28 protein-coding genes are annotated in these 24256 nt (G+C 66.6%); 18 read left to right on the top strand and 10 right to left on the bottom strand.

Features of this window, described 5'->3' with window-relative positions:
* Positions 1 to 15: 15 nt before the first annotated feature.
* Positions 16 to 1725 carry an AMP-binding protein gene (locus VSR34_RS23130; protein WP_028209651.1) on the bottom strand — a complete coding sequence of 570 codons (1710 nt, stop codon included), beginning with the start codon at positions 1723 to 1725 and terminating at the stop codon, positions 16 to 18.
* 63 nt (positions 1726 to 1788) lie between these two features.
* Positions 1789 to 2922, bottom strand: coding sequence for an acyl-CoA dehydrogenase (locus VSR34_RS23125; RefSeq protein WP_028209652.1), 1134 nt, complete (start codon positions 2920 to 2922; stop codon positions 1789 to 1791).
* 226 nt (positions 2923 to 3148) lie between these two features.
* On the opposite strand from VSR34_RS23125, the gene VSR34_RS23120 reads away from it, so the two are divergent.
* Together VSR34_RS23120 and VSR34_RS23115 are read left to right on the top strand one after the other, a co-directional pair.
* Positions 3149 to 4147: an AraC family transcriptional regulator ligand-binding domain-containing protein gene (locus VSR34_RS23120; protein ID WP_342963686.1), complete on the top strand. Its 999-nt coding sequence runs from the start codon at positions 3149 to 3151 to the stop codon at positions 4145 to 4147.
* Positions 4148 to 4255: 108 nt separating this feature from the next.
* Entirely contained in the window at positions 4256 to 4522 is a 267-nt protein-coding gene (locus VSR34_RS23115) for a DUF4148 domain-containing protein (protein WP_342963658.1), read from the top strand.
* 452 nt (positions 4523 to 4974) lie between these two features.
* Here the strand turns inward: VSR34_RS23115 and VSR34_RS23110 are convergent, their stop codons facing one another.
* Positions 4975 to 5535: a fimbrial protein gene (locus VSR34_RS23110; RefSeq protein ID WP_051390714.1), complete on the bottom strand. Its 561-nt coding sequence runs from the start codon at positions 5533 to 5535 to the stop codon at positions 4975 to 4977.
* A gap of 339 nt (positions 5536 to 5874) precedes the next feature.
* On the opposite strand from VSR34_RS23110, the gene VSR34_RS23105 reads away from it, so the two are divergent.
* Together VSR34_RS23105 and VSR34_RS23100 are read left to right on the top strand one after the other, a co-directional pair.
* Entirely contained in the window at positions 5875 to 7176 is a 1302-nt protein-coding gene (locus tag VSR34_RS23105) for an NCS2 family permease (RefSeq protein WP_028209656.1), read from the top strand.
* A gap of 171 nt (positions 7177 to 7347) precedes the next feature.
* Positions 7348 to 7881, top strand: coding sequence for a cytochrome b (locus VSR34_RS23100; RefSeq protein WP_028209657.1), 534 nt, complete (start codon positions 7348 to 7350; stop codon positions 7879 to 7881).
* An 83-nt stretch (positions 7882 to 7964) separates the two neighbouring features.
* Here VSR34_RS23100 and VSR34_RS23095 read toward each other — a convergent pair whose 3' ends face one another.
* Positions 7965 to 8258 carry a DUF1488 domain-containing protein gene (locus tag VSR34_RS23095; protein ID WP_028209658.1) on the bottom strand — a complete coding sequence of 98 codons (294 nt, stop codon included), beginning with the start codon at positions 8256 to 8258 and terminating at the stop codon, positions 7965 to 7967.
* 356 nt (positions 8259 to 8614) lie between these two features.
* Positions 8615 to 8845 carry a DUF2964 family protein gene (locus tag VSR34_RS23090; RefSeq protein WP_342963657.1) on the bottom strand — a complete coding sequence of 77 codons (231 nt, stop codon included), beginning with the start codon at positions 8843 to 8845 and terminating at the stop codon, positions 8615 to 8617.
* A 250-nt stretch (positions 8846 to 9095) separates the two neighbouring features.
* Between VSR34_RS23090 and VSR34_RS23085 the strand changes: the two genes are divergently transcribed.
* From VSR34_RS23085 to VSR34_RS23075, 3 genes are all read left to right on the top strand, one after another.
* Positions 9096 to 11069: a sigma-54-dependent Fis family transcriptional regulator gene (locus tag VSR34_RS23085; RefSeq protein WP_342963656.1), complete on the top strand. Its 1974-nt coding sequence runs from the start codon at positions 9096 to 9098 to the stop codon at positions 11067 to 11069.
* A gap of 87 nt (positions 11070 to 11156) precedes the next feature.
* Positions 11157 to 12299: a VIT1/CCC1 transporter family protein gene (locus tag VSR34_RS23080; RefSeq protein WP_028230669.1), complete on the top strand. Its 1143-nt coding sequence runs from the start codon at positions 11157 to 11159 to the stop codon at positions 12297 to 12299.
* Positions 12296 to 12640, top strand: coding sequence for a 2Fe-2S iron-sulfur cluster-binding protein (locus VSR34_RS23075; protein WP_042288367.1), 345 nt, complete (start codon positions 12296 to 12298; stop codon positions 12638 to 12640). The genes VSR34_RS23080 and VSR34_RS23075 overlap by 4 nt, the downstream gene beginning before the upstream one ends.
* A gap of 70 nt (positions 12641 to 12710) precedes the next feature.
* Here VSR34_RS23075 and VSR34_RS23070 read toward each other — a convergent pair whose 3' ends face one another.
* Positions 12711 to 13001, bottom strand: a complete 291-nt coding sequence (locus VSR34_RS23070; RefSeq protein ID WP_028209662.1) for a DUF4148 domain-containing protein — start codon at positions 12999 to 13001, stop codon at positions 12711 to 12713.
* Positions 13002 to 13384: 383 nt separating this feature from the next.
* Between VSR34_RS23070 and VSR34_RS23065 the strand changes: the two genes are divergently transcribed.
* On the top strand, positions 13385 to 13651 hold the full coding sequence (locus tag VSR34_RS23065; protein WP_036017745.1) for a DUF4148 domain-containing protein: 267 nt from the start codon (positions 13385 to 13387) through the stop codon (positions 13649 to 13651).
* Positions 13652 to 13821: 170 nt separating this feature from the next.
* Here VSR34_RS23065 and VSR34_RS23060 read toward each other — a convergent pair whose 3' ends face one another.
* The 4 genes from VSR34_RS23060 to VSR34_RS23045 form a co-directional block, all read right to left on the bottom strand.
* The gene (locus tag VSR34_RS23060) at positions 13822 to 14238 is read right to left on the bottom strand and encodes a hypothetical protein (RefSeq protein WP_342963655.1); all 417 of its coding nucleotides are present in this window, start codon (positions 14236 to 14238) and stop codon (positions 13822 to 13824) included.
* 139 nt (positions 14239 to 14377) lie between these two features.
* Complete coding sequence (locus tag VSR34_RS23055; RefSeq protein WP_028209664.1) at positions 14378 to 14572, bottom strand: YqaE/Pmp3 family membrane protein; 195 nt, start codon at positions 14570 to 14572, stop codon at positions 14378 to 14380.
* Positions 14573 to 14614: 42 nt separating this feature from the next.
* On the bottom strand, positions 14615 to 14809 hold the full coding sequence (locus VSR34_RS23050) for a DUF1653 domain-containing protein (protein ID WP_028209665.1): 195 nt from the start codon (positions 14807 to 14809) through the stop codon (positions 14615 to 14617).
* 104 nt (positions 14810 to 14913) lie between these two features.
* Positions 14914 to 15582: a TetR/AcrR family transcriptional regulator gene (locus VSR34_RS23045; protein ID WP_342963654.1), complete on the bottom strand. Its 669-nt coding sequence runs from the start codon at positions 15580 to 15582 to the stop codon at positions 14914 to 14916.
* Positions 15583 to 15644: 62 nt separating this feature from the next.
* On the opposite strand from VSR34_RS23045, the gene VSR34_RS23040 reads away from it, so the two are divergent.
* From VSR34_RS23040 to VSR34_RS22995, 10 genes are all read left to right on the top strand, one after another.
* Complete coding sequence (locus VSR34_RS23040) at positions 15645 to 16280, top strand: glutathione binding-like protein (protein ID WP_036017670.1); 636 nt, start codon at positions 15645 to 15647, stop codon at positions 16278 to 16280.
* 87 nt (positions 16281 to 16367) lie between these two features.
* Complete coding sequence (locus tag VSR34_RS23035) at positions 16368 to 16580, top strand: hypothetical protein (protein WP_028209668.1); 213 nt, start codon at positions 16368 to 16370, stop codon at positions 16578 to 16580.
* A gap of 321 nt (positions 16581 to 16901) precedes the next feature.
* Positions 16902 to 17300, top strand: coding sequence for a hypothetical protein (locus tag VSR34_RS23030; protein WP_042288371.1), 399 nt, complete (start codon positions 16902 to 16904; stop codon positions 17298 to 17300).
* Positions 17301 to 17715: 415 nt separating this feature from the next.
* Complete coding sequence (locus VSR34_RS23025; protein ID WP_028209669.1) at positions 17716 to 18396, top strand: NAD(P)H-dependent oxidoreductase; 681 nt, start codon at positions 17716 to 17718, stop codon at positions 18394 to 18396.
* A 374-nt stretch (positions 18397 to 18770) separates the two neighbouring features.
* Positions 18771 to 18986 (top strand): hypothetical protein, encoded by a 216-nt coding sequence (locus VSR34_RS23020; RefSeq protein WP_028209670.1) that lies wholly within the window; start codon positions 18771 to 18773, stop codon positions 18984 to 18986.
* Between the two features lie 63 nt (positions 18987 to 19049).
* Positions 19050 to 19970 (top strand): ferritin-like domain-containing protein, encoded by a 921-nt coding sequence (locus VSR34_RS23015; protein WP_342963653.1) that lies wholly within the window; start codon positions 19050 to 19052, stop codon positions 19968 to 19970.
* Between the two features lie 72 nt (positions 19971 to 20042).
* Entirely contained in the window at positions 20043 to 21497 is a 1455-nt protein-coding gene (gene iaaH, locus VSR34_RS23010) for an indoleacetamide hydrolase (protein WP_342963652.1), read from the top strand.
* Positions 21498 to 21738: 241 nt separating this feature from the next.
* On the top strand, positions 21739 to 21999 hold the full coding sequence (locus VSR34_RS23005; protein WP_238327592.1) for a FeoA family protein: 261 nt from the start codon (positions 21739 to 21741) through the stop codon (positions 21997 to 21999).
* Complete coding sequence (locus tag VSR34_RS23000; protein WP_028209674.1) at positions 21996 to 23846, top strand: ferrous iron transporter B; 1851 nt, start codon at positions 21996 to 21998, stop codon at positions 23844 to 23846. Before VSR34_RS23005 ends, VSR34_RS23000 begins: the two co-directional genes overlap by 4 nt.
* The gene (locus VSR34_RS22995) at positions 23843 to 24145 is read left to right on the top strand and encodes a DUF6587 family protein (protein ID WP_342963651.1); all 303 of its coding nucleotides are present in this window, start codon (positions 23843 to 23845) and stop codon (positions 24143 to 24145) included. The genes VSR34_RS23000 and VSR34_RS22995 overlap by 4 nt, the downstream gene beginning before the upstream one ends.
* Positions 24146 to 24256: the final 111 nt, after the last annotated feature.

The raw sequence follows: 24256 nt of genomic DNA, 5'->3' as shown, positions 1-24256 counted from the left end.
GACTCCGTTTTGATATCAGCGCAGCTCGGGGAAATCCTCTTCCCAGTACTCGTCCGGCTGGCGCGCAGGTTCGGCGCTGCGCTCCATTTCGCGGCGCCGCAACTCGACGCGGCGGATCTTGCCCGAGATGGTCTTGGGCAGGTCGCTGAACTGCAGCCGGCGAATGCGCTTGTAGGGCGCGAGCTTCTCGCGCGAGAAGCGGAACACTTCGCGCGCGAGATCGGGGCCGGCTTCATAGCCCTGGCGCACGATGACGAAGGCCTTCGGCACCGAGAGACGCAGTTCGTCCGGGCTCGGCACGACGGCCGCCTCGGCAATCGCTTCATGCTCGATGAGCACGCTTTCCAGCTCGAACGGACTCAGGCGATAGTCGGACGACTTGAACACGTCGTCGGCGCGGCCGACGTAGACGTAGTAGCCGTCGTCGCGGCGCATGGCGACATCGGAAGTATGGTAGTAGCCGTTGCGCATGGCGTACTCGCTCGCCTTCGCGTTGTTCGCGTAGCCCGTCATGAGACCGAGCGGCCGATGCAGCAGCGGCAGTGCTATTTCGCCCTCGCTCACGGGCTGATCGTCCGGATCGACAAGCTCCACGCGATAGCCGGGCAGCGGCCGGCCCATCGAGCCGGCCACCACGGGCTGGCCAGGCGGGTTGCCGATCTGGCAGGTCGTTTCCGTCTGACCGTAGCCGTCGCGAATCGCGATGTCCCATGCATGGCGCACGCGCTCGATGATCTCGGGGTTGAGCGGCTCGCCCGCGCCCACGATCTCGCGCAGCTTCACCGCGTAAGAAGCGAGCGGCTCCTGCACGAGCATGCGCCACACCGTGGGCGGCGCGCACAGCGTGGTCACGCCGCATTGAACGAGCGCGGCGAGCGTGTCTTTCGGCACGAAGCGCGCGTAGTTGTAGACGAACACGCAGGCCTGCGCGTTCCAGGGCGCGAAGAAGCAGCTCCATGCATGCTTGGCCCAGCCCGGCGAGCTGATGTTCCAGTGGATGTCGCCCGGCATGAGGCCGATCCAGTACATCGTCGAAAGATGGCCAACGGGATAGCTTTCGTGCGTGTGTTCGACGAGTTTGGGCTTCGAGGTCGTGCCCGAGGTGAAGTAGAGCAGGAGCGGGTCGCTGGCGCGCGTCGGGCCGTCGGGCTCGAAGGCGGGGCTGGCATCGTAGGCGCGCGAAAGGTCGATCCACTCGCTCGCGCCGTTCGTGCCGCCCACGGCGATGCGCTTCACGCTCTTGTCCAGCGCTTCGAACTTGCCGAGCTCGGCAGCGTCCACGACGACGTAGCGTGCGCCGCCCGTTTCCACGCGCTCGCGCACGTCGTCGGGCGAGAGCTGTGTCGTGGCGGGCAGCACGATTGCGCCGAGTTTCATCGCCGCCAGCATCACGTCCCAGAGTTCGACGCGGTTGGGCAGCATGAGCAGCAGACGGTCGCCGCGCGCGACACCCTGCGCGCGCAGGAAGTTCGCCATGCGCGAGGAGCGCTCGGACATCTGCGCGAACGAATAGCGCGTGCCGCCGTTCGCGAGGTCGTCGACGATCCAGAGCGCCGGGTTGTCGTTGCCGCGCGCCATCACGTCGAAGTAATCGAGCGCCCAGTTGAACGTGTCGAGCTTCGGCCACGCGAATTCGGCGTACGCGCGTGCGTAGTCGGTGCGGTGACGCAGCAGCAGATCGCGTGCGTCGATGAAGGCCTGCGCGGAAGGGGTGAACCCGGTCATCGTCGTCTCCATTTGCGCGTGTGCGCGCTCGATTTATTTTCGCTTCGTCATCCTCACTGCTTCTCAAAGCTGCCGCGCGATCACCATCCGCTGGACTTCGCTCGTGCCTTCGTAGATCTGCGTGATGCGCGCATCGCGATAGTGCCGCTCCACCGGATAATCGTTGAGGAAGCCATAGCCGCCGTGGATCTGGATGGCGTGCGAGCACACTTCCTCGGCCATTTCGGAAGCGTAGAGCTTGGCCTGCGAAGCCTCCGAAAGACACGGCTTGCCAAGCGTGCGCAGCCGCGCCGCGTGATGCACGAGAAGGCGCGCCGCGTTGATGCGCGTGTGCATGTCCGCGAGCATGTTCGCCACGCTCTGATGCTTGATGATCGGCTCGCCGAACTGCACGCGCTCGTGCGCATAGGTGCGCGCCGCGTCGAAGGCCGCGCGCGCGATGCCGAGCGCCTGCGCCGCAATGCCGATGCGCCCGCCTTCGAGGTTCGCGAGCGCGATCTTCAGGCCCTCGCCGCGCTGGCCAAGCAGATTCGCCTCGGGAATCGCGCAGTCGACGAGCGAGATCGGGCAGGTGTCCGAAGCGCGGATGCCCATCTTCTTCTCGTGCGGCCCGACGTTGAAGCCCGGCGTGTCCGTCGGCACGATGAACGCCGAGATGCCGCGCTTGCCCGCGTCGGGATCGGTCACGGCGAACACGATGGCGACGCTCGCGCGCGAGCCGTTGGTCACGAACTGCTTGTTGCCGTTCAACACCCACTTGCCGTCGCGCAGCTCCGCGCGCGTGCGCAGGTTGTTCGCCTCCGAGCCCGCCTGCGGCTCGGTCAGGCAAAACGCGCCGATCAGCTCGCCGCTGGCGAGCTTGCCTAGCCAGCGATCCTTTTGCGCGTCGGTGCCGAACTGCAGGATCGGCCCGCAGCCCACTGAGTTGTGCACGCTCACGAGCGTCGCGCACGAGGCGCAGCCCGCTGCGATTTCCTCCATCGCGAGCGCGTACGCCACGTAGTCGGTGTAGGAACCGCCCTGCTCCTGCGGCACGATCATGCCGAGAAAGCCCAGCTCGCCCAGCTGCTTGACCACCTCGTCGGGCAGCTTGCCCTCGCGGTCCCATTGCGCTGCGTTCGGCGCTAGCTGCTCGCTCGAGAAGTCGCGCGCGGCGTCGCGAATCATGCGCTGGTCGTCGGTATAGAACTCGTCCATGTGTGTCCCCTTCCTGTGTCTCTTGCGCTTGCCTTCCACTGTGGCGCGATGGCGCCCCGGCTGCAAGGCTTGCGAAAAGTGTAGGCATGCTCACGCGCGCATTCGATGCCCGCCACGCTCAAAGTCATTGATCGGATTTACCATATAGGCTACGACACCCCCAACGGAGGCGGCTCCCTTGCAACCGGCGAAACCCGATACGCTGAGCGAAAAAGGCACGATCTCGATGCGCCTCGTGAACGAGACGCTCGCGCTGGCGCGGGCGGGCGGCCTCGAAATCGCGCCGCTCGCCGAAGCGGCCGGCATCTCTGCGGCCGTGCTGTGCGCGCCGCAGGCCCGTGTGAGCGCGGCGCAATACGGCCTGCTGTGGTCGGGCATCGCGCGCGCGCTCGATGACGAATTCTTCGGCCAGGACTCGCACGCGATGAAAAGCGGCAGCTTCATCGCCATGACGCACTCGGCGCTCGGCGCCAGCACCGGGCGCCAGGCGCTGCAGCGAGCGGTTCACTTCATGCGGCTCGTGCTCGACGACCTGGCCGGCGAGATCGACATCGACGCCACGCGCGTGCGCGTGACGCTCAAGCATCGCGCGGGCAGGCCCACGCCCACGATGTTCGCGTACGCCACCTGGTTCATCCTCGTCTATGGGCTCGTGTGCTGGCTCGTGGGCCGGCGCATTCCGCTGCTCGCGGCGCGCTTTTGCTGTCCGCAGCCCGATGCCGCGCACGACTATCAACTGATGCTCTGCGACGACATGACGTTCGACCAGGCGGCCACGTGCTTCGACTTCGCGCCAGCCTTTCTCGAGCTGCCCGTGATCCAGACCGCCAGCTCGGCGCGCGCCTTTTTGCGCAACGCGCCTGGCAATTTCGTCGTGAAGTACCGCAACCCCGGCTCGTTCGCGACGCGCGTGCGAAGAACGCTGCGCGCGCTTCCCGCCGCCGCGTGGCCCGATGCCGACGCCATCGCGCGGCGTCTGCACGTGGCGCCCGCCACGCTGCGCCGGCGGCTGAGCCAGGAGGGCCACAGTTGCCAGTCGATCAAGGACGAATTGCGCCGCGACCTCGCGATCGCAGCGCTGCTGGACCCGCGCCGCTCGGTTGCCGACATTGCGGCGGCGGTTGGGTTCGCGGAGCCGAGCGCGTTTCATCGCGCGTTTCGCAAATGGACCGGACAGCGGCCGACCGACTATCGCGCGGCGCAGCTTCGCAAGCGCGCGCAGTGAGCGTTTCGCGGTTCGCCCCCACAGCTACAGCGAGTCTCGATCCACCTTTCAGTTATTGAGATAGCGCCTATAATTTTTAGGGATATCCCTAATACGAAAGGTCTTGCCATGAACTCTCTTCCGCGTGTAGCGCTCGGCGTGCTTGCCGGAGCATGCTGGTTCGCGTCGGCTGCGGCGCTGGCCCAACCGTACGATCAGTCAGGGCCGTTGACGCGAGCCCAGGTGCGCGCAGACCTGATCGAGTGGCGGCAAGCGGGCTACGATCCGATGGACTGGGTCAACTACCCGGAAAACGCGCAACGGGCAGGCGCCATCGTGGCGCAGCGGCGCGCGTCACGCGCGCCGGGTGGTGCCGCTGGGCAGATGTCGCAGTAGCGCCCACTAGCCAGCTACACGCAGCACGGCAGCCATCCGGCATCGGGCGATCCGCGCCCGGAAGTTCGCGCGCGCATCGTTGTATTGCGACTGCCACCCCAGGAGCGCTGCTGTGGCTCGAAGTGACCGGTTGCGACGTTCGGTCTGTGGCATACAGGCGACTTCAAAACGTTCCTGCCAACGCATCGGCAGGCCAACTCGGCAGAATCAAGAGCAGCGTCGATCAGGCGTTTCAGTGCGTCTAAGCGCGGGTCCGGGCGAATTCAAGCATGCGCCGGATTTGTATTGCAGTCCTAATTACATATCGGGTAATCGAATTCCCTCACGGACGTGAAATGCTGAGGGAATTCGGACGAAAAAGTCTCCGGGCCTGGCTCGATGCGCCAGACCCGGAGGGGCCGATCGCCCAGGTCTTACTCTGAGGTCTTACTCTGAGGTCTTACTCTGACGTCTTACTGATAGCTGACCGCGTACTGCACGGTGCCGAACACCGAACCAGCGGTCGCATTACCCGTTGCGCTGTAGTAGCGAACCGCGAAGTCGTGCGTCGACGCCGTCGCGCCGGCTGCGAGGTTCAGACCGGCGGCGGCGTAGCCCATGGCGCCGGAGAGGTCGAACGGCGTGGAGGGCGCAGCCGGGTCCAGCAGTTGCAGCGCGACGTTGGTTGCGGTCCCGGTATTGCCGAGGTTGCCGTTGCTATCCACCTGATTCCCGACGAACACCGTCTTGATCGGCAGCGCACTCGTCGGCGCGGTGCAGCCGGTCACGCCAATCGTGAAGTTCGTCATGCCGGCGTTGCTGCCCGCAGCCTGGAGGACCGAGACCGACACCGGGGGCAACGGGACCGTCGGGTTTGTCGCGTTGCCGTTGACCGTGACCTCGCAGGTCTGGGTCGCCACTTCGCCCTGGAAGTTGAGCGTATTCGCGCTCGCCGCCAATACGCTGGCCGGAACGGCGGCGGCGGCAGCCGCCACACAGACGGCGACAGCGGCGATCTTCTTGCTATGAAGCATAGATGATTCCTTTCTTGGCTGAAAAATCACGAAGTCTAAACGTAAGACTTGTCGAAAGGTATCAGCCATTTCTTAAACAATATGAGCGTCGTCAAACGAACGCGATCGGGCCATCGCACGAAGCGGCGCGCATCAACCGATTCGAATGTCGATTGACGTTTCATGCGGTGGCCCTGGCGTTCTGCCCATCCCACAATTGTTTACAATCGCGCCCGTAGCCATACGCCGCGGCATCCGCGCACATCGAAGCGTGCTCCTGCCGGCGGTGATTGCACACAACAACCAAGCAACGCAACCAAGCAGCGAATAACCCGCTCGACTCTCAAGGGCCCGATCTTCATGGACGCCATCAAACGCTATTTCGGTTTCGAAGAAGCAGGCACCAACCTGCGCACCGAACTGCTCGCCGGTATCACCACATTCCTCACGATGGCCTACATCATCTTCGTGAACCCTGCCATCCTTGGCGACGCCGGCATGCCGAAAGAAAGCGTGTTCGTCGCCACCTGCCTCGTCGCGGCGCTCGCCTCGCTCGTCATGGGCCTCTACGCGAACTACCCCATCGCGCTCGCGCCCGGCATGGGGCTGAACGCGTACTTCGCCTATACGGTCGTGAAGGGCATGGGCTTCACGTGGCAGGCCGCGCTCGGCGCGGTGTTCATCTCCGGGTGCCTGTTCTTCATCGTCACCCTGCTGCGCGTGCGCGAAGCCATCGTCAACGGCATTCCGCATTCGATCCGCGTGTCGATCACAGCGGGTATCGGCCTCTTTCTCGCGATCATCTCGCTCAAGACCTCGGGCGTGGTCGTCGGGAGCCCGGCCACGCTCGTCGAGCTCGGCAACCTGCACGATCCGCATACGATCCTCGCGATCATCGGCTTCTTTGCCATCGTCACGCTCGACGTGCTGAAAGTGCGCGGCGCGATCCTGATCGGCATCGTCGGGGTCACGATTCTCTCGTTCTTCTTCGGCGGCAACCAGTTCCACGGCATCTTCTCGCCGCCGCCGTCGATCGCGCCGACGTTCGCGCAGCTCGACATCAAGGCGGCGCTCTCCACGGGCGTGCTCAATGTCGTACTGGTGTTCTTTCTCGTCGAACTGTTCGACGCGACCGGCACGCTGATGGGCGTCGCGAACCGCGCGGGCCTGCTCGTCCACGGCAAGATGCACCGCCTGAACCGCGCGCTGCTCGCGGACAGCACCGCGATTCTCGCGGGCTCGGTGCTCGGCACCTCGTCCACCACGGCGTATATCGAAAGCGCCTCGGGCGTGCAGGCGGGCGGCCGCACCGGCATGACCGCGCTGACCGTGGCCGTGCTGTTCCTCGCGTGCCTGTTCGTCGCGCCGCTCGCGGGCGTGGTGCCGGGCTATGCCACGGCGCCGGCGCTGCTCTACGTCTCGTGCCTGATGCTGCGCGAACTCGCCGATCTGCCCTGGGAAGACGCCACCGAAGTCGTACCCGCCACCCTCACCGCGCTCGCCATGCCGTTCACCTATTCGATCGCCAATGGCGTGGCGTTCGGCTTCATCTCGTATGCGGGCCTGAAGCTGCTGACGGGCCGCGTGCGCGAGGTGAAGCTGATCGTCTGGATCATCGCGGCCGTGTTCCTGTTCCGTTATTTCTATCTCGGCAACGCGTAAGGGAAGACGGTTGTTCGCAAGGACGTCTACGCGGCCCGGGAGCATTCGGGCCTCCCATCGTCCCTTCATACCCCGCTACGTCAAGCTTCCCGGCTATATCGCTGCACGGCGCGGCACCTGCTCCTTATCATAGGAACGATTGCCAGCACCCCCGCACACAGGAGCCGCCACGTGGCAACTTTCCCCGCCGCATCCGAACGCTACACGAAGCCCGCGATCTTGTTTCACTGGGCCATTTTTCTGCTCGTCGCGCTTGCTTATCTCGCGATCGAAGTGCGCGGCCCCAAAGGCACGGACAGCCGCGTGTTCTGGAGCAATGTGCACTACTGGGCGGGCACGCTCGTGCTCGCGCTCGCCGTGCCGCGGCTGCTATGGCGCCTCTGGCGCGGCGCGCCCGCCGGCATCGACTCCAACCGGCTGCTCTCGTTTCTTTCGCGCGTCGTGCATCTCGCGCTTTATCTGTTTATTTTCGTGCAGCCCCTGCTAGGCATTCTGACGATCAACACGGCAGGCCATCCGGTCAGGCTCGCGGGGCTCGATCTGCAACTCACGCTCGCTGGCCCGGATCCCGCCGCACGCAAATTCATCAAAGACACGCACGAACTCTTCGGCAACCTCTTTTACTGGGTGATCGGTTTGCATGCGCTCGCGGCGATCGCGCACCACGTCGTGTTCCGCGACAACACGCTGCGCCGCATGGTCTGAGGGCGCAAAAAACGAAAGCCGCGCCCCGAAGGGCGCGGCGAGAAGCAAAAAGGCTGTAAAGAACGCCGTTGTCTACGACGCGTTCAGGACGCGCTGCCGTGCGCCTGGACGAAGCGCACGTAGCCGCTGCGCAGCACGAGACACTGCGCACGCGTTTCGGACAGCAAGCGACGCGCACAAGCCTCGATGCGGTCGCGGTGATGGTCGAAGGCATTGAGCATGTCTTCGGCGCGCGGCGAGGCCGCCCCGAAGTGGTCTTCCAGCGCCGCCGCCGTGATCAGACACTCCACCCTCTCTCCATCGACCATCGCCGGAAACGCCAAGGTAAGGTCGGGACCCGAGTATTCGGGCGCCTCGTTCGGAAACATGATCTGCATGGGGGTCGCCTTAGTTGAGGGTGAATGGGCCGCGCTCAGCCGCCTCGGACTGCCCCCGGACAGCGCGGGTGACACTCCGATCCGGAACGCGCGGATCAACGTCAGCCGCCGTGAAAGACACGTTTGCGGCGGTTGATTTGATTCACTTTAGACGACTTCCTGCGGCCCGCAAGCTCCGCGTTGTCACAGGCCGGAAATAGCCCGCAATGCGCGCTGGAAGACCTGACTTGAGCGCTTGCTTTTCGCAGGTGCAGCATCCGTATCGCTAGTTGCCCGCGCAAACACTGCCTCCCCGGCCTCTGTGCCAATGTGCCCGGCCGGTTGTCGCATCGCAACATGCGCGCCGCAAGGGCGCGTCACGATTCGCGATGCCGGTGGGGATCGAGGTGTTGGAGATCCTCGAGGTCTTTCGGGTGCAGCGTGAGCATCACCACGAACGCAGCGATCGCTAGGGCCACGGTCACCATTCCGGAAAGCACGGCGTCGTTCTCGTCGAAGATCAATCCGTCAATTGCGTACCCGAGGCCAAAGAGCGCAACGAACGTGGCGAGCGCCGCCACCACGATCCTCAATTCGCCGTGCACCATGACGTACTCCAGAACGGAGCGGGCGGTGAACCAGCACCGCCGGGGGCGCGACGCGAATGCGCCCTCACCTTCATCCTGGCACCCGCGCGAATAAACTCAAGGGCGATTGACGGCGGAGCGACTTCGGTCCCCGCTTTAATCCGGATTGGCAGGCGGCTCGTATCCTGTACCATGAACCGGCCCAAGAGCCCCCGCTAGCGCCAGGCCGTGTTGCGCTGCAACGGCGGACCCATAACGACTGGAGACAGGAGTGACTCGAAACCCCGTCACGCCGCACCATGCGGCCCGCGCGGACGCCATCGCACAAGCTCACGCGCGCTCGCGCGCACTGGGACTGCGCGCCGGCGAAGCGCCCGAATTCGATGCGCTCACCCCCGTGAACCTGCGTGATCTCATCGACACGAACCGCGCGCTCTACCATCAGGCCCGGCCCGTGATGGACGCGCTGCACGCGCAGATCGTCGACACGCAAAGCATGGTGCTGCTCACCGACCGCAACGGCGTGATCCTCCACAGCCTCGGCGACAGCGATTTCATCGAGAAGGCACAGCGCGTGGCACTGCGCCCGGGCGTTTCATGGGCCGAGCAGCATCGCGGCACGAATGCGATCGGCACGGCGCTCGTGGACGGGCAGCCCACCACCGTGCACGCGCGCGAGCATTTTCTGCGCGCCAATCACATCCTCACGTGCTCGTGCGCGCCGATCGCCGATCCGTACGGCCGCACGCTCGGCGCGCTCGACGTCAGCGGCGAATCGGGCGGCTTTCACAAGCACACGCTCGCGCTCGTGCGCATGTCGGCGCAGATGATCGAGAACCAGCTGTTCAGCACCGATTTCGCCGATGCCATCCGGCTCCAGTTTCATGTCCGCGCGGAATTCATCGGTACGTTGTACGAAGGATTGGCCGCCTTTTCCGCCGACGGCACGCTCCTCTGCGCGAACCGCAGCGCCCTGTTCCAGTTCGGCGCGCCGCTAGCGGACCTGCAGCGGCGCGAGTTCGCGGCGCTTTTCGGGCAGCCGTTCGCGGCCTTCATGCAGCAGCTCATGCGCGCGCCCGGTGAGCCGCTCACGCTTGCGCTCCCAAGTGGCGTGCGCGTGATCGCGCGCGCCACGCCCGGCGCGGCCACCCTGGCGCGCTCCGCACTGCCCGCATCGTCCCGCGCGCCAAACGCCGCACCCGCGTCGTACACACCGCCCGCCGCTGCAAAGACGGCCGCCGCCGACGCGACACCGCAGCCCACGCTAGCCGAACTCGACACCGGCGACGCGCGGCTCGCCGCCGCGCTGCAGCGCGTGGCGCGCGTGCGCGGCCGCGACATTCCCGTCCTCGTGCTCGGCCGCACCGGCACCGGCAAGGAATGGCTCGCGCGGGCGCTGCATCGCGATTCGCCGCGCCGCGACGGGCCGTTCGTCGCGCTCAACTGCGCCGCGCTGCCCGAGACGCTGATCGAAGCCGAACTGTTCGGCTACGAAGACGGCGCATTCACGGGTGCGAAGCGCCGCGGCAGCGCGGGCAAGATCGCGCAGGCGCATGGCGGCACGCTCTTTCTCGACGAGATCGGCGACATGCCGCTCGCGCAACAGGTGCGGCTCATGCGCGTGCTGCAGGAACGCGCCGTCGTGCCGCTCGGCGGCACGCGCGCGGTGCCCGTGGATCTGCGCATCGTCTGCGCGACGCACCGGGATCTGCGCGCGATGATCGCCGAAGGCACGTTCCGCGAGGATCTGTACTACCGCATCAACGGCCTCGTGGTCACGCTGCCCGCGCTGGCCGAGCGCACCGATCTCGACGCGCTCGTCGCCCGCATGCTCGACATCGTGCTGCGCGAGGTGCCGGCTGCGCCCGCTCGCCTCACGCCAGCAGTTGCGGCATGCTTCGCGCGCTGCCGCTGGCCGGGCAATCTGCGTCAGCTCGCGAGCGCGCTGCGCACGGCGGCGATCATGGCCGAAGGAGAAGACGCCATCGACATCGAGCATCTGCCCGAAGACCTCATGCACGATTGCGATCCCGCGGGCGAATGGGAGGCGCCGCTCGCTCCGACGGCGACGGACCGCACCGGGTCCGAGCCCGACTCCGGGTGTGAACCCGCGCGCCTCTCGGTCTGGCAGTCACGGCTCATCGAAGACACGCTCGCCCGCCACGGCGGCAACGTCTCGGCAGCGGCGCGCGAACTCGGGCTCGCACGCAACACCATCTACCGGCACCTGCGCCAGCGGCGCTGAGCACGCCGGACAGGCACATCGACGCGCGGCTTCTGACCCGGGCCGCGCCAGGGTAAGCTTGGCGGATCGTCTTTTTCACCCGCGCCCATGGCCACCGCCCAGGAAATCAAGCGCTTCCGGCGTAATCTCGCCGACGAACTCGATAGCGCCGCCGTCTACGACACGCTCTCCGCCGTCGAAAGAGACGACGAACGCCGCCGGATCTTCGCCGAACTCGCCGCCTCGGAGCGCGAGCATGCGAGCGTCTGGCGCGAGAAGCTGGCGGCCAACGGCGTCGCAGTGCGACCGCACCGGCGCAGCGCCAAAACGCACCTGCTGCAGACGCTCACACGCACGTTCGGCCCCTCGCTCGTGCTGCCCACCGTCGCCGCCGCCGAGTACGCCGACCGCGACCGCTACGCGCGCGAACCCGGCGCGGAACGGCTCTCCGCCCAGGAACAGCAGCACGCGGCCATCGTGCAGGCGATCGTCGCGAAGAAGCGCGAACCCGAGCACGGCCACGGCAACGGCAACGGCGAGGTAACGGGCGCCACCGAGTCGTGGCACAAGGGCGCGACCGCGGGCAACGACCTGCGCGCGGCCGTGCTGGGCGCGAACGACGGGCTCGTCTCGAACTTCTGCCTCATCATGGGCGTGGCGGGCGCGGGCAGCGTCAATCGAACGATTTTGCTCACGGGGCTGGCGGGCCTCGTGGCCGGGGCGTGCTCGATGGCGCTCGGCGAATGGCTCTCGGTCACCAACGCGCGCGAGCTTGCGCGCACGCAGATCGCGAAAGAAGCCGACGAACTCGAACATACTCCCGACGCCGAGCGCCACGAGCTGGCGCTCATTTATCAGGCGAAGGGCATCGACCCCGAGGAAGCCCATCGCGTCGCCGCGCAGATCATGCGCAACAAGGACGAAGCGCTCAATACGCTCGCGCGTGAAGAGCTGGGCATCGACCCAAAGGAGCTGGGCGGCAATCCCTGGACGGCGGCCGCCGTTTCGTTCGGCCTCTTCGCGATCGGCGCGGCGTTTCCGACGGCCCCGTTCCTGTGGGCGCACGGCGTCCCGGCGATCGCGCAGTCGGTCGCGCTGAGCGCGTGCGGGCTCGCGCTCGTCGGCGTGTTCACGTCGCTCTTCAACGGACGCAGCGCCACGTTCTCGGCGTTCAGGCAGATCGTGATCGGGCTCGCCGCGGCGGCATTCACGGCCGGGGCGGGGCGCCTGCTCGGGGTTTCGATTTCATGAGCGATGAGTTTTCGGCGGACCGCGCACCGCTCAATCCCCGCAGGGCCGAAGCGTCCACCGTACCCATCGTGCGCGTGGAGCCGCTCGGCCGCAGCTTCGAAGCGCCGCCCGAGCTGACCCTGCTCGAAGCGGCGGCGTTCGCGGGCATCCGCCTGCCGCGCATGTGCCGCAACGGTACGTGCCGCACCTGCCTGTGCCGTGTGGTGAGCGGCGAAACGCGCTTCACGATCGAGTGGCCCGGGTTGAGCCGCGAGGAAAAAGCCGAGGGCTATGTGCTGAGCTGCGTGGCCGTCGCGCGCACGGACCTCGTGCTCGACGTGCCGGACGCCGAGGCAATGTGAGACGGAAATGCGAAGCGGCCCGCGACGTCGCGTCGCGGGCCGCTTGTGCACTCCGGCACTTCGGGCGGGCTTACTGGCCGCCGAAGTACACCGATTGCGGACCCGTGCGAGCCGCTTCGGAAACGAAACGGCCGCCCGCAGCCGACGACGTGCCGCTCACGCCGCCAAACGAGCCGTCGGTCTGGGCGCCGGGCGCCGCCGCCTGGGCGCCGGCAGCAGCCTGATTGCGGCTCGATTGCTGGAATTCGACGAGTTGCTGGCGCACCTGCTCGCGGGTCAAGCCTTGATCGGCTTGCGCAAAAGCGGCGAGGGGAGCGGCAAGAGCAACGGTTAGGGCAACGGCCTTGACGAGCGACTTCATGGTGACAACCTCCGGAATTATTCGACGTCGATGCGCAACGACGGTGCGCATCCGCGTATTCGCTGGGCCGGCTCGCTGCGACTCGCTGCAACGGCTGGCTGCGACTGGATTCTAGGTAAGTTGCCGTTCCGGATACAGGCTGTTTCGGGCGAATTGGAATTACCGATTTCGCAACAATCACCCGCGCTTCCAAGGGCCGACGCCTGAACCCGGTCTCATGCGGTTATCGCAATACTTCAGACGATTTCGTGCCCGATTGTTGTTGCCAGGAGAACACTGAATTCGTGATCTAAGTATTTACCCTCATCCTCCGTAGGCTTACATTGAAGAAGCTGAGCCACGCAGACGCGATGGCTCCTCACAAAAGATATTGGAGGTTAGTCATGAAGTCGCTTATGAAGGCAGCAGTGCTCGCCGCCATCGTCGCCGTGCCGGCCGTTTCGTTCGCGCAGGTGCAAACCCAGCAACAACCGTTGACCCGCGCGCAGGTTCGCGCCGATCTCGCGCAAGTGCGCGCCGCCGGCTATGACCCCAGCGACTGGATGCACTACCCGGAGAACATCCAGGCGGCCGAAGCGAAGATCGCCGCGCAGCGGGCCGCGACGGCGTATGGACCGTCGACGAACGGCACGTCGCAATCGGGACAGTAAGTTTCGCCGTAACCCCGGCTTCGCAGCCGGGTTCCCGCGCAAAGCATCAGGCCCGCCTCTCTCACGAGGGCGGGCCTGATGTGTTTTGAAATGGTGGATTGGCGGCTCGTGGCGCGGCATGCCCGCGCCGCCGGGCTCATGCGCAATGCGCACGGGGCTCGACACCTGCATTAGCGGCCACCGGGGCCTCCCCCGCCATGACCGCCACCGCCGTGGCTTGCGCTACCACCGCCGACGTGGCCACCGCCGGGGCCGCGTTCTCCAGGCCCATGGTTGCCGCCCGGCGGCCCCCATGGTCCGCCATGACTGCCGTCGTGGCCGCCCGGACCACCAGCGTGCCAGCCACCTCCGCCGCCATGCCAGTCCCCGCCGTGATGGTCACCGCCGTGATGGTCACGTCCGCCGCCACCGCCCCACACGCCTATGTTGACGCTGCCGTAAGCCGGCGCGTAACCTGGCGCGTAGCCGCTGTAATAGCCGGTGGTATAAGGCTGGCCATACCCGCCGTAGCCGTAGTCGTAGCCGGGGCCCATCGCGCACCCGGCAAGGAGCGCCATCGCGCTCACGGTAAAAACGATCTTGAACATAGCAGACTCCCTTTCTATCTGTAAGAAAGGGAAGCCCGCATTAAGTTCTTGTTGAATTGTTAGCCCGGATTGCGCCTGTCATTGCGCAAACCGGCTCTGCGCGGCGCAGACGGCACGAGCGCAGCGCAGGATGCGCGCTTTAGCCGCGCCGGCCGAGCGCGTCTTCGATTTTCCGGTCGGTCTTGTACTGGCTGAGCGAATAGACGGCCCAGATCGCGGCGGGAATCCAGCCGATCAGCGTGATCTGCAGAATCAGGCAGACGATGCCCGCAATGGGCCTTCCGATCGTGAAGAACAGCAGCCAGGGCAGGATGAGCGCAATCAGTAGACGCATGTTCGGCGAAACCTCCAAAGCGTGGAAAAAATATTCGAAGAATCAGTTGACGGGCGCGAAGCGCGGCACGAGCGCACCTTCGTATTCGACCAGTTCGAAGAACACGGTGGAAGGCCGCGTCCAGATCGTGCCATTCGCCGCGCGATACACGACCATCGTGACCGAGGGATCCGCCTCGAGCGTCGCCTCGCACACCAGTTCGTAAATGCCACCCTTGTAGTGCCGATAGCGCACCATCGCGTTCCCCCTCTCCGAGTGCGCAAGCGTTCCCTGCGCGACTGCGCCAGTGTAACAAGGGATAAGCGCAACGGGACCGGCGTGCGCGTTCGTGATCCTTCGCGCTACTTCTCGCGCCGGCGAGGCGCGCGCCCTTCGGCGTGAGCCGGTGCATCGCCGCAGATCAGCGCAATGCCCGCCGCCGCCATGGCGCGCAGCGAAGCCCGCGAATCGCCGGCCCGTGCGCGCAGCGCCATGCTGTGCAATAGCGCGGAAGCAAGGCGCGCCAGCATCGGCGCGCTCGCATGCGGCGGCAACTCCCCTTGCGCAAGCGCCGCCCGCAAGCGCTTCTCGAACGCCTTGTCGAATGCGCGCAGGCCGGCGGCCAGGCGCTCGCGCACCTCGTCGTCATTGATGGCCTCCACGGCCGCCGTGCCGATCAGCAGGCAGCCGCGCGCTGCGTCGTGCGCCGGCAAATACCAGCCGAGCGCGCCGTCGAATACGCGCATCAACGCCTCGCGCAGCGGCAGTTCGCCTTGCAGCGCGTGGTCCATCGCCGCGCGGCCCGCTTGCACGTAGCGATCGATGGTTTGCAGATAGAGCGCATGCTTGTCGCCGAACGCGCCGTAGAGACTCGGCCGGTTCATGCCGGTCGCCGCGCTCAGATCGTCGAGCGACGTGCCTGTGTAGCCATTGCGCCAGAAAGTATCGCGCGCGCTGGCCAGCGCCTCTTCCGGATCGTAGGCGCGCGGGCGCCCGCGCCGGTGGCTATCCTTTTTTGTACTGTATTGCATATAAATATTGGATCGATGATTTTTGTTCACTATAGTACAAAAACCTGAAACGGAGGATGACGATGGATCTCTCGCTCGATCTCTATTTCGCCCCGCTCGCATGCTCGCTCGCCACGCGCATCGCGCTCTACGAGGCCGGCGCGCAGGCGCGCTACATCCAGGTCGACACGCTCACGAAACAGCTCACCGAAGGCGGCGACTTCTTCGCCGTCAACGCGCTCGGCCAGGTGCCGGTGCTGCGCGAGGGCGACGGCTGGACGCTCACCGAAAACCCGGCCGTGCTGCAATGGGTGGCGGACCGTTTTCCGCAGGCGCGGCTCGCGCCGCCAGCGGGCACCCGCGAGCGGGCGCGCCTGCAACAATGGCTGGGTTTCATCGGCACCGAGCTGCACAAGGCCGTGTTCGTGCCGCTGCTCGGCAAAGATGTGGACGAGGCGGTGAAGGCCTATGCACGAAACAAGATCCCGCGCCGCTTCGACCTGCTCGCCCATCACCTCGAATCGCGCAGCTTCCTGCTCGAAGCGTTCAGCGTGGCGGACGCGTATCTCGTGACCGTGCTGAACTGGGCGCCGTACGTGGGCATCGATGTTTCTCAGTGGCCGGCCATTGCGACGTACGCGCAGCGCGTGCGCGAACGGCCCGCGGTCGCAAAGGCTTTTGCGGACGAGTACGAAATCTTCAAGCGCGCGAGGCATTGAGTGCGCGTGGCGGCGATTTTTTCCCGCGTGGCACGGCCAATTTTGTCGTGCGATAACCGTGCGATCACCACTCGCCGGAGCCCCGTAATGGCCACGCTCGAAGCGTTGCGCATCGTCCTCGACGACCCGCATACGCCCGAAATCATCCGCAATCATGTTATCGATTCGTTGCAGTACGCGCTGCGCAATCATGGCCAGGTGTTCGCCGCAAAAGAGATCGAATGGCTCGCCACCTGGGACGATGCGCGCATTCCACTTGCGGCTTCGAAGGAACTGCGCCGGCGCGTCGGGGAGGGCTGACGCGCTGGGCGCGACCCCTGCCTGAACTGCCACCGGACTCATCCCCCAGCGCGGAAGCCAGCGCTTTAGCGGGCCCTGACTTCGCGCTCGCACTGCATCCCCGGGGCTCTCCAACGCCTCCAGGCGTATCCGTGCAACACATCGCCGACGCAGGTCGTGAAACGTTTGCATAAGCGCCTGTATGAATGTACAGTGCGTGCAGCCGGCCATTCGTGCCGCCCGGTCGCCGTACCGGGTCACGCCGCTCTGAGACTTGCCCGCCGGCCTCGTGCCCGCACCAGGGCGCGGCTGGGGCCTGTACATCGAAACGGAGAACACGACGTGCGATTCTTCATCACGGGGACTTTGCTGGGCGTCCTCGCGTCCACCGCGATCGCCGGGGAACACTACATCGAGATCTGGAATCCGCCCGAAGCGCGCACGCCCTCGGCACACGCGGGCAGCGCCGCGAAGAAGGCGCACCATGGGTCGAAGCACAAGCTCGCTTCCGCCGACCGCCTCACGACACGCAAGGTTGCCGAACCCGCCGTGCGCGCGCCCGCGCCCACGCTGCCGGTCACGCCGGGCGGCGCCGGCACATCGGGGGCCCCCGCCCAGAGCGCGCCGGGCAACGGACGCATGCCGGCCATCCCGCCGCAAATCGGCCCAGACGGCAACGTGCTCACGGTGAGCTACCGCGTACCCGCGCATCGCACTGCAACGCCGATGCGCGCGCAATAAGCGCAACGTCGTAAGCGCAACGTCGCTGCACGAAGCGCCGCATCGCGCAGCTTCCAGTTCGCGCCAGGCATCAAGCGGCACTCCCCGCCTCGAAGCCACATCCTCCGGTCTTGAGAAAAAAAAAGCGGCCCCGTCACCCAGGAGGTGCGGGGCCGAATCCCATGTCAAGGAGATGTCATGGAGGAGACGGGTCCATCTTAGCCATCGCCCGTCGAGCGACCAACCAATGGTTTCGCATATGCATATCGGGCCGCGTCGCACGGCGCAACGTAGCCACGGCGGCATATGGTTAGAACAAAAAGTCGTTTCGCGCCGCGCGGCGCGCTCTCTAAGATGACCCTTTCAGGTTCCACGCTTCGAGGCTTCGCTGGCAATCCGCGTGAGCCACGGCCCATCGCACATGAGGGAGCACCGCTTGAGCATCTCCGATTCGCAACGCCGCCCGCTCGTGGTCGGCATCGGCGGCACCACGCGCGCCGCCTCGTCGACTGAGCGCGCGCTCGCTTTCGCGCTGCGCGGCGCAGAAGAGGCCGGCGCGCGCACCCACCTGTTCGGCGGCACCTTCCTGCACACGCTGCCGCACTATGCGCCCGAAGACCCCGCTCGCACCGACGCGCAACTCGAACTGATCGAAGCCGTGCGCGCCGCCGACGCCATCATCATCGCGACGCCCGGCTATCACGGCGGCGTGTCCGGTCTCGTGAAAAATGCGCTCGACACGCTCGAAGAGCTTCGCGCCGACAGCCGTCCCTATCTCGACGGCCGCGCCGTGGGCTGCATCGTCACGGCCTACGGCTGGCAGGCCGCGGGGTCCGTGCTGACTTCCCTGCGCTCGATCGTCCATGCGCTGCGCGGATGGCCCACGCCGTTCGGCGCGGGCATCAACACGCTCGAGACGCGTTTCGAGAGCGCGCACCAATGCTCGGACGCGAAGGTCGCCGACCAGCTCGCCACGGTGGGTCGCCAGGCGGCGCAGTTCGCGCTCGCGTTCGGCAGCCAGCACGCGGCGCCGCCTGTGAGCGCCTCCAGCACCGTCACTACCGCGCACGCCACCCACGCGTCGCACAACGAAAAACGCCTGAGCCTCGCAGTCTGATCCGCGCGGCGCACGTGCATCCACGGGCGCCGCACCGCGAGTGCGGGCGGCGCCGCTCGCTACGCTCCCTGGCCCACATTGCCGACGCTGCGCGGCGCGCCACGCGTGCGCCATCCCACAGACGGCGCACCGCGCCTGATCCACATTGAAGCCGGATTCTCAGCTCGCCTCATCCGGATCATTCTGCTGACCGATCCCAGGCCACACGTGATTTGCTTGCGACGAATGATTGGTTCCATCGACACACGGCGGCCCGTAGGCTGAGTCGTGTCGGCGCGCGAAGCGAACGCCCAGCGGACCCCGCGCCACCCAGATCGAGAACCCAGGAACAAAGACAGCAGCAAGTCAGCAGACGCTCTGCAGGAAGCGCGGCCATGAATACACCATTACGCTACAAGGGCTACGTCGTCGCCCCGAGTGCACAGCAGCTCCCGAACGGCCTTTTCGCCGCCAATCTCACCATCGGCACGCAGCCCGGTGCGCAGCATTCGTTCGACGCCCTCGACTACTTCTTCGAGGAACGGCACGCGCTCGCCTACGCCTGCCGCTGGGCGCGCATGTGGATCGGCCAGCAGCGCCGCTGCGCGTGACGGCGCAGGCTTCCTTACGGTTGTGACAGAATAGGAGTCGTGCCCCCTTCACGTTTGATGCTCATGTCCGAGACCCTGACGCATCCGGACGAAGGCGATGCCTTCATCTCCGACCGGGACGCCGCGCTGCGGCGCTGGACTCATGACACGCCGGGGCCCATCACAATCGGATCGGACGAACATCGCAGGATGTTCTGCCGGATGCTGCTCGACACGCACGACCCCTACCGCCCCGCCGTTCTCGACTGGCCCAGGCTCGGGCCCGACGCACTCGGGCGCCTCACATCGCTGCCGATCTGGGACATCGCCGTCCAGACCGAAGGCCGCGCGTCGATCCGCGTGCTGACCTACGCGCGAACCGTGACGGACCCGCTGCTGCGCGAAGCGATCGAAATGAACGCCGCCGAGGAAGCACGCCACAAGCTCGTGCTCTCGAACCTCGTACAGGCTTACGGCATCGAACTTGCGCGCGAACCCGCATACCCGCCGCCCAGGCAGGCCGAATGGGCGTGGATGTTCACCGGCTATAGCGAGTGCATCGACAGCTTTTTCGCCTTCGGCCTGTTTCGCTCGGCACAGCGCTCGGGATTCTTTCCGGCGGACCTCGTCGCGACCTTCGAGCCGGTGATCCAGGAAGAGGCGCGCCACATTCTCTTCTTCGTCAACTGGGTGGCGTGGTATCGCAAGACCCTGCCATGGTGGCGCAGGCCGTGGCACGCCGTGCGCGTGGCCGCGATCTGGTTCATGCTGGTGTGGGAGCGGCTCGCGATCGCGCGCGGCATCGACGCACAGGGCCACGCCCACGACTCGAACTTCCTGCCCGCGAACCGCGAGGTGCTGGGCGACTCCCTCAAGCCGCGCGAGATGATCGAGCTGTGCCTCGCGGAGAACGCGGAGCGCATGAGCGGCTATGACGCCCGCTTGCTGCGGCCGGCGCTGGTGCCCGCGCTCGCTCGCTTCGCGTTGCGTTTCATCAAGCCGTAGCGCGACGACACCACCGCGCGGCAATACGGTGCCGCGTGGCAGGCGTCGCCGCTAGCGCAAGGAGAAGGCTGCATGACCTGGACTGTCGACCAGCAACTGGAACTGAGCGCAACGCAAGCCGTCGAGGCCATCCGCGCGGAGCAGCTCAAGGCCGTCGACTACGTGGCCACGCTGCTCGCGCGCGCGCAGGCGCTCTCCAACCTCAACGCGCTCACCGTGCTCGACGTGGAAGGCGCGCTCGCCGCCGCGCAGCGCATCGACGCCCTGAACGCCAACGAACGCGCGCGCCTGCCGCTCGCAGGGCTGCCCGTGGTCGTGAAGGACAACATCAACACGCGCAGCCTGCAAACCTCGGCGGCCACGCCCGCGCTCGAAGGCTTCCTGCCTGCGCGCCACGCACCTTCGGTGCAGCGTCTCGTCGACGCCGGCGCGATCTTGCTCGGCAAAGCCAATATGCATGAGCTTGCGTTCGGCATCACCAGCACGAATCTTGCGCCGCATGCGGGCCCCGTGCGCAATCCCTGGGATCCCGAACGAATTCCCGGCGGCTCGTCCGGTGGCACGGCGGCCGCCATCGCCGCGCGCATCGTCCCCGCCGGGCTCGGCACCGACACCGGGGGCTCCACGCGCATTCCCGCCGCGCTGTGCGGCATTGTCGGCTTGCGCCCGAGCGTCGGCGACGGCGGCACGCAGCGCCGCTATCACGACCCGCAGGCCGTCGTGCCGATCAGCCACACGCGCGACACGGTCGGGCCGATGGCGCGAACCGTAGCCGATGTGGCGCTGCTCGACGCGGTGATCACGGGGCACGGGCCGCTCGCGCAAGCCCCCGTGTCGAATCTGCGCATTGGATTGCCCGCGCCCTTGTGGGAAGGTCTCGAAGCCGCGCTCGAAGAGGTGGCGCGCGCCGCGCTCGCGAAACTCGCAGCCGCGGGCGTCACGCTCGTGCCGGTCGAGATGAGCGAACTGCTCGCGCTCAATGAGCGCGTAAGCTACGCGCTCGCGCTGCATGAGCCGATAGACGATCTCGAAGCGTGGCTCGCTGCCAACAATGCGCCCGCACGAACCGTGGCCGAGGTTGCCGCGCGCATTGCCAGCCCTGACGTGCGCGCCGCCTATGACGCCGTGCTCGCGGATGCGCGCGGCGGCGACTACCACGCCGCGATGACGGTATGGCGGCCGCGACTCCAGCAGTGCTATGCGCAGACGTTCGCGGCCAGCGGTCTCGACGCCCTGCTCTTTCCCACCACGCGGCTTGCCGCCGTGCCGATCGACGAGCTGAACGGCTCGTCGCGCGTATCGATCGACGGCGCGGCTCCCATCGACGAGATGCAAGCGTATCTGCGCAACACCGACCCCGCGAGCAACGCCGGCATTCCGGGCCTCGCGCTGCCGGCGGGTCTCGTCCATGGGCGGCTGCCGGTCGGGCTCGAACTCGACGGGCCGTCCGGCGGCGATCGCAGGCTGCTCGCGATCGGCCTCGCGTTCGAAGCGATACTGGGGTCGCTGCCTGCGCCGGAGATTTGAGCGAAATCGCGGCGCCATCGTCTCCTCGTCGGGTCGATACCCGATGCATAGCGCTCCTCACTAACGCCCATCGCAGGGGTCTCATCCTGCGACATATGCGCGCACCGCGCCACGCATTCCCGCGCCGGCTGCCTGTTCTTGTCCCGCATCAGTGGGCCGTTGGCGCATTTGCCGCCACCGGCGTCGTCCTGTCGGTACAATGAGAACGGTTCTCATTCGTTCGTAGCCACTCCAAATCAAGATGATGCGCCTGACCGATCTGTCCAAAGGAGCGACCGCCCTCGTGGAGCGAGTCGAGGATATCCATGCGCCCGACCCGATCGCGCAGCGGCTGCGCGATCTGGGCTTCGTTCCCGGTGAGCCTCTGCGCGTGGTTGCGCTCGCACCGTGGGGCGCGGATCCGTTGCTCGTGCAAATCGGCTCGACCCGCTTTGCGTTGCGCCGCGCGGAAGCGCAACGCGTGAGCGTGTCGATCCAGCCAGGCGCGGAGTCCGCGCAATGAGCCATTCCGTCGCTCCGCTTCGCGTGGCCCTCGTCGGCAATCCCAACTGCGGCAAGACCGCGCTCTTCAACCTGCTGACCGGCGCGCGCCAGAAGGTCGCGAACTATGCGGGTGTGACCGTCGAGCGCAAGGAAGGCCGCTTCGCCACGCCCTCGGGCCGCCGCGTGCGATTGCTCGATCTGCCCGGCGCCTACAGCCTCGAATCGACCAGTCCGGACGAGCGCGTCACGCGCGACGTGCTGCTCGGCCGCTATCCGGGCGAAGCCGCGCCGGACCTGATCGTCTGCGTGGCCGACGCGACGAATCTGCGCCTGCACCTGCGCTTTGTCCTGGAAGTGCGGCGCATGGGCCGCCCCATCGTCCTCGCGCTGAACATGATGGACGCCGCGAAACGCCGCGGCATCGAAGTGGATGTGGCCGAGCTTGCGCGCCAACTCGGCATGCCCGTTGTAGAAACGGTGGCCGTGCGGCGCGGCGGCGCACAGGCGCTCATCGAACTGATCGATCGCACGACCATGGATGTGCCGCGAACGCCTCCGCTGCGCGCGGTGCCGGGCGACGATCTGCATGGCACGGTGCGCGAAATTCTCGCGGGCGCGGTGACGATGCCGCGCGCCACCGACGCCCGCGACGACGCCATCGACCGCTTCGCGCTGCACCCCGTGCTCGGCCCGCTGATTCTCGCGTTCGTGATGTTTCTGGTGTTTCAGGCCGTGTACCTGGTCGGCAAGCCGCTCACCGACGCCATCGGCAACGGTTTCGCCTGGCTCGGCGCGTTGGCCGGCGCGGCGCTGCCCGATGGCCCGCTGCGCAGCCTCGTCACCGACGCGCTGTTCGGCGGCGTAGGCACCGTGCTCGGCTTTCTGCCCGAGATTCTCGTGCTGTTCTTCTTCATTCTCGTGCTGGAGGAATCGGGCTATCTGCCGCGCGCGGCCTTCCTGCTGGACCGCATGATGGTGGCCGTCGGCCTCACGGGGCGCTCGTTCATTCCGCTGCTCTCCAGCTTCGCGTGCGCGATTCCGGGCGTGATGGGCACGCGCAGCATCTCCGACCCGCGCGACCGGCTCGCCACGATCCTCGTCGCGCCGCTCATGACCTGTTCGGCGCGGCTGCCGGTTTATGCACTGCTGATCGGCGCGTTCATTCCGCACCGCGCGATCTTCGGCGTGTTCAACCTGCAAGGGCTCGTGCTTTTCGCGCTCTACGCCGCCGGCATTGCGGGCGCGATGGCCGTCGGCTGGGTCATGAAGAAACTGCGCCGCGACAGGCGCGAGCACGCGCTGCTCATGGAGCTGCCTTCGTACCGGCTGCCGCGCGCACGCGACGTCGCCATCGGCCTGTGGGAGCGCGGCGCGATCTTTCTCAAGCGCCTCACCGGCATCATCCTCGCGCTCACGGTGCTGATGTGGTTCATCTCCACGTTTCCATCGCCGCCCGAAGGCGCGACGCTGCCCGCCATCGATTACTCCATCGCCGGCTATCTGGGCCGCGCGCTGCAATGGCCGTTCGCGCCGCTCGGCTTCAACTGGCAGATGAGCCTTTCGCTGATCCCCGCTTTCGCCGCGCGCGAAACGGCCGTGGCCGCCCTCGCCACCGTCTACTCGGTGGCGGGCGGCGACGCCGACATTACCGCGCTCGGCCACACGCTCGCGCAGAACTTCTCGCTCGCGAGCGCGCTCTCGCTGATGGTGTGGTTCGCGTTCGCGCCGCAATGCATGTCCACTCTCGCTGTCATTCGCCGCGAAACGCGCTCGTGGCGCGCGGTCACCCTTTCGTTCGGCTATATGTTCGTCGTGGCTTACGCTGCGTCCTTCGTCACGTATCAGATCGCAAGGCACTTCGTATGAACGCCGGACTCGTTGCGCAATATGCGGTGATTGGGCTCCTCGTAGCAGCGAGCTTGGTCCATACGCTGCGCAAGATCGCCCCAGCAACGGCAACGCGCGCCCAGGCCGCGCTGTCCGCCGCGCTGCTGCGCCCGCAGCGCGGCGCGTTCGCGCAGTGGCTCGGCCGCTTCGTGCAGCCGAGGAGCGCGACCGGCGATTGCGGCGAGGGCTGCGGCACGTGCACGACATGCGGCCCGGCGCCAGCTGCCGCCGACGCATCGAACGCGCAGCCGGTCACGTTTCATCCGCGCCGAAAGTAAATCAGCAGCCGCATCGCTCGGGAAACCGTCACGGCCGGTGCGCTACACTGCGCTACTCCACCCAGCCGCGGCGCGTGCAGGCTTCGCACGTGGCGCGTTCGAAGAAACAAA

Origin of the sequence: Paraburkholderia sp. JHI2823 (assembly GCF_038900695.1) — a bacterium.
Taxonomy (GTDB): Bacteria; Pseudomonadota; Gammaproteobacteria; order Burkholderiales; family Burkholderiaceae; genus Paraburkholderia; species Paraburkholderia mimosarum.
This window is presented reverse-complemented; position numbering and strand designations above follow the sequence as displayed.